Below are 4,422 nucleotides of genomic sequence, written 5' to 3'. Positions count from 1 at the left end.
TCCGCTATCCCGGCCAGCTCCGACGAGACCAGCGCTACCAGCAAACCCCGCCGCGGAAAGGGGTCAAAATTGGACGCCGATGAAGGGTCAAATTTGCAAGCCGATTGACATTCATCGCAAGCCACTAGCAAGGTGCGGCTGCTCGTGTGCTCACTGAGATTCTTAGTCTGGTAACCGCGCGCTCCACTTCTCTTTTTCGCCTTCGCCGGTATCCACGGGCGATGAAGTGATTGAATGACGCAGCGCGACTTCCGTTTCGGGCTCGCAGCCTCCTGTAACGGAGGGGCAGGGCAGGTCGGCTCTGCCAGGGCAGCCAGACGTCCACCTGTTCTGCTATTGCGAGTGCGTCATCGACCTCTATTCCGAGGTAGCGGTGCTCTCGATTTTTGTATGCCCCAACAGGAGCTGCACGGCTCGCAAGTTGCCGGTGCGACGATAGATGAGCGTCGCCTTGGTTCGTCGGAGTGAATGCGTTCCGAACAGGTGAGGGTCCAATCCTATACCGGCCAGCCAGTCCGATCGCAGGCGTGCATACTTCCGTGTCGTCAGGCTGCGGTCCGGCCCTCTGCGGCCCGTGAATAGACGATCTCCTGGCTTCAGAGCGCCAAGGACAACTCCTCAATGACCCGCTCTACGTGCTGTTTAAATCGTGCAGGTGATTTCGCGTCCTTAGAACCATCCCGCGGGAACAGGGCCAGCCTTGCAAATGGCAACATACCCGCCTTTGGACCAAGAAGCCTTCCAAATAGCGAGAGCGCGACTGTTCCGCTAATGGCCCGTTTGAGACATGCCGGTCCGATCTGACGAGCCGCTTATCAGGCTAGAGCGGAAGTCAGCGGCTCGCGGGAAAACCGACAAGATTGACCCAGAACAGACGTCGATTGTTCAGGCAAAGGGACGGTTTGGCTCTTTTCAAGGCAACAAATTGCGTCGCTGACCGCACATGGTGGGTGTACAGTAGACCAATCTTCGGCAGCAGATGGGCGCGCTGCGGACTTCTTGAACTCGACCACACTTTGTCGGTCATCAAGCGCGAAACGTTCGGGATCGCGCGTGCTCCGCGTCGGCGGCGTGTTTTCTGCTGCTACTTGAGTGTCGCGATATAGGCGGCGATATCTGACGCTTCATCCCTGCTGAGCTGCATATTAGGCATCTTCGGGTGTGGATCGAGCAAGAAGAACGCTAGCTTGGCGGGGTCGAAATCCGGCCTCGCTGCGATGGACGCGAACGTTGGAGCGTCGGCTCTCGCGCCCTTCTGATCGGCTGCGACAAGATGGCAGCCTGCGCACCATCGTTTGACGAGGTTTTCGCCTTGATCAGGGTTAGCCGCGAAGGTCGAAGTCGTCGTGATTGTCGCGCACACCATCAAGACGCAGCGAATTCGATTAGATTGGTTCCACACTCAAATAACCTGTCCAGCATTGGGCATATGCCGACAATGTCTGCCTGATTTCACGACGGGAAATCTGGCCATGATGGAAACTTCACGCAGCTACTGTTGCGGACATTTCCTGCTTGGAGGCTTCATGGTCCTTCACTCCCGTCGCCTCGATGCAGAGCTTGACCGCCTCACCGAGGCTCGCGGCAACGAGGTCGGCTTTCGCGCCTTCCCGCAACAATTCCAGCGCAGCCCGGTCGATTTCCTTGACCCAACAGCCCAGGATAATGGTTGCCTTCGGTAACTTTCGCCTTAGGCGTCGAACGGAGTAACGCATGTGCGCTGGTCCATTGGCATCGAGATAGACCAGGCATACGATCGCAACGCCGGTGGTATCAAGGCGGAAGACATTCGTCGTGGAGAGCGCTTCCGCCCCTTCCACTCGCGCCGCCAGGCCCTGCGTCGTCGAGAGCTGAGCCAGCATGATCGCGGCCGCCTCATCGATGCGACTGCGCCCCGCCACGCAGAGGACGGGATGTTCACCCTGCCATCCCGGCGGGAGGGATTCCTTGCTGAGAATGGGCAACGTTTCATTTGTCGCATTTTCTGCAACGCTTTCCACCGCGGACGATGCTTCCGCGTCGGTGGTTGAATTGCTTTTCGCCGGCGGCCGGTCCTCCTGATCCGAAAGGTCGCTGGCAAATTCGTTCACCGCGTCTCGAATCTTCGTTAGACGTTCCTGGTCAAGCGCGCCGCGCTCGGCATCGGCTTGCGCTAGCTGCAAACCCTTCAAGGCGACTTCATCATAGTACGAGGCCAGCGACCGTTCTTTCAGAAATTCTTCGGCCTTTTCGGCGGCTTCCGTCGGATCACCAGCCAGCATCCGCTGGTAAAATATTTCGGGGGGAGAAAGGGCCGGCCGGTCCCCGAACATGACATCAAGAAATTCCAGACGTTCCACATGACGCCCTAGCACGACAAGGCACACCGTCAGCGGCGTCGCGAGGACGAGCCCGATTGGACCCCATAGTGCAGTCCAGAACGTTGCCGACACGACCACGGCAACTGGAGAAAGCCCTGTGCTGTGGCCGTAAACCATCGGCTCGATGACATGGCCCACGACCGGCTCCACAACTAGGAAAAGCGCGAGCGTCCATAGCAGCATCGACCAGCCGGGATCGATGGCTACTGCCAACGCAAGCGGGAACGCGGCCGCGATGATGGCGCCGATGTAGGGAACGAAGCGGAGAGCTGCCGCCAGGATGCCCCAAAGGATCGCGCTTGGAATCCCGATGAGCCACAGACCTATCCCGATCACCACGCCAAATGCGCCGTTCAAGATGAGCTGAGTCAGGAACAGCCGGCTAAGGCGGCTCGCCGCGTCGTCGAGCGCCGCCGTCGTACGTTGGAGATCGGATGACCCCGCCAATCGAATGAGACGATTACGAAGATCTTCGCGTTGAAGCAGAATGAAGATGACGAAAATAATGATGATGCCGGTTGTCGCGAGAGGATGAACCAGCGGCGAGATCAAAGTCCGCAGGCTTTCCAGCGCGCCAGGATCGGGCTGGCGTACTTCTACCGGAACCGGCGTCAGCGGCGCGGGCGTGTTGAAACCAGCGACAGAGCCTGAGCCACGTGCGGATGGTGCATCCTTTGGCTTATCAAGTTCTTTGCTGAGATCCTTCAGCATGTCGGAGGCGCGTTCCAGCGTGCCCCTGCCGGCTTTTGTGTCCCGGAAGGACTGAATTTTTTCGCTTATCGTCGATTGGTAACGCGGGAGGTCTCCCGCGAGTTGCGTCAGTTGCGTGGCGAGGAGACTCCCCATCGCGAAAATCAGCGTGAAGGCAAGTATAACCACGCTCACGACGGCTAATCCGCGGGGGACATGGATACGCTGCAGTATTCCGACCAGCGGCGCCAGCACGAAGCTGAGTAGAATAGCCAAAGCAACGGGCACGAAGATATCCCGGCCAAAATAGAGCATCGAGATAATGATGACCGCAAGAATTGCAGTAGCTACTGCGCTGAGCAGCGCCATAAGTTCTTCGGTGGTACGTGCCCTAAATGGCTGTCTCGCTAAAGGCCTCATCTGCTTTAGTCCCAAACCTCGGAGCCTGCTGATGCGCTGATAAGGACACGGCGCGATCTGCATGAAAAAGCCGCTCGGGCATTACTCCGCGCGGCTTTCTCAGACGGCTGCCGTTTTTCCGGTTCCGCCGCTAGACATACCAATAGATGAGCAGCGTAAAGGTTTCGTGCTGCGAGAAAGATAAAGCCGCGCTCGGCACTGGCCGGGTCTCGGGAAGACTTTTGCTGGTGAGCAAAGCCTATTGGCCCATCAGCGAAGTGGCGACACCCCTCACTGAGGTCAGCTTAGTGGGGCGTAGCGGACGAGATTGGCTCACGCTGAGTTCTTCGCCTTTTGACCCGGAGCAGAAGTGTTCGGTCCCAGTGTTCCACTGGCGTCATGGGAACGATCAACGATTCGAGAGGTTGTGTCCGTGTGGCAGGTTCCACATGCCAGGAGGATGTTGTGCGTCAACTCCTTGGAATGATTGCCGCGATGATCTTGATGGCTTCTGGATTTGCCGCCCATGCCGGACAGACCGAGTATGACCCGGCCAAGGTTAGTGACAGCCTGAAGGCAGTCTTCCAATTCGGCTCGGTCTCGACCAAGAAGGCAATGAACGCCAACACGGTCACGCTGCTTACTGGTACGATCGGCGGCACCTATGTGCAGTTCGGTGCAGACCTCGCTTCCGTGCTCGACGACGACGGTAAGCTGCGCGTCCTGCCGATCACCGGTCGAGGCTCGGTGCAGAGCATCGCCGACATCCTCTTTCTTAAAGGCGTCGATCTCGGCATCGTGCGCGCCGACACGCTCGACTATCTCGAGAAGAAGGGCTTCGCCAACAACATCAAGAAGCAGTTTGTCAATCGGCGTTTGACTGGGACCCCCTATCGGCCTCCAAAAGGGACCCCTTTGATCGGCGTGCTCTGCTGGTAGCGCTCGGGTCGTCGGAGCTGGTCGGGGTTGCGGA

2 protein-coding genes and 3 pseudogenes are annotated in these 4,422 nt (G+C 58.4%); 2 read left to right on the top strand and 3 right to left on the bottom strand.

What is annotated here, in order from left to right; translation table 11 throughout:
• Positions 1-108 (top strand): annotated as a pseudogene (locus QJT78_RS53395) (IS21-like element helper ATPase IstB); the annotation flags it as partial.
• A gap of 208 nt (positions 109-316) precedes the next feature.
• Here QJT78_RS53395 and QJT78_RS49025 read toward each other — a convergent pair.
• The 3 genes and pseudogenes from QJT78_RS49025 to QJT78_RS49015 all read right to left on the bottom strand — a co-directional run.
• Positions 317-594: pseudogene (locus QJT78_RS49025) on the bottom strand (tyrosine-type recombinase/integrase); the annotation flags it as partial.
• Between the two features lie 490 nt (positions 595-1,084).
• Positions 1,085-1,366 carry a cytochrome c gene (locus QJT78_RS49020; RefSeq protein WP_049808111.1) on the bottom strand — a complete coding sequence of 94 codons (282 nt, stop codon included), beginning with the start codon at positions 1,364-1,366 and terminating at the stop codon, positions 1,085-1,087.
• A 118-nt stretch (positions 1,367-1,484) separates the two neighbouring features.
• Complete coding sequence (locus tag QJT78_RS49015; protein WP_038945736.1) at positions 1,485-3,419, bottom strand: AI-2E family transporter; 1,935 nt, start codon at positions 3,417-3,419, stop codon at positions 1,485-1,487.
• 513 nt (positions 3,420-3,932) lie between these two features.
• Between QJT78_RS49015 and QJT78_RS49010 the strand changes: the two are divergent.
• Positions 3,933-4,313 (top strand): annotated as a pseudogene (locus QJT78_RS49010) (TRAP transporter substrate-binding protein); the annotation flags it as partial.
• Positions 4,314-4,422: the final 109 nt, after the last annotated feature.

It is taken from the genome of Bradyrhizobium sp. Mp27 (assembly GCF_029953005.1).
Classification (GTDB): Bacteria; Pseudomonadota; Alphaproteobacteria; order Rhizobiales; family Xanthobacteraceae; genus Bradyrhizobium; species Bradyrhizobium barranii.
Note: the sequence above shows the minus strand (reverse complement) of the source record. Positions and strands in the feature narration are given on the sequence as shown.

Bases quoted from the DNA above. Each gene is read 5' to 3' on its own strand.
- QJT78_RS49020 (WP_049808111.1), bottom strand. From the start codon at position 1,366: ATGGTGTGCGCGACAATCACGACGACTTCGACCTTCGCGGCTAACCCT.
- QJT78_RS49015 (WP_038945736.1), bottom strand. From the start codon at position 3,419: ATGGCGCTGCTCAGCGCAGTAGCTACTGCAATTCTTGCGGTCATCATT.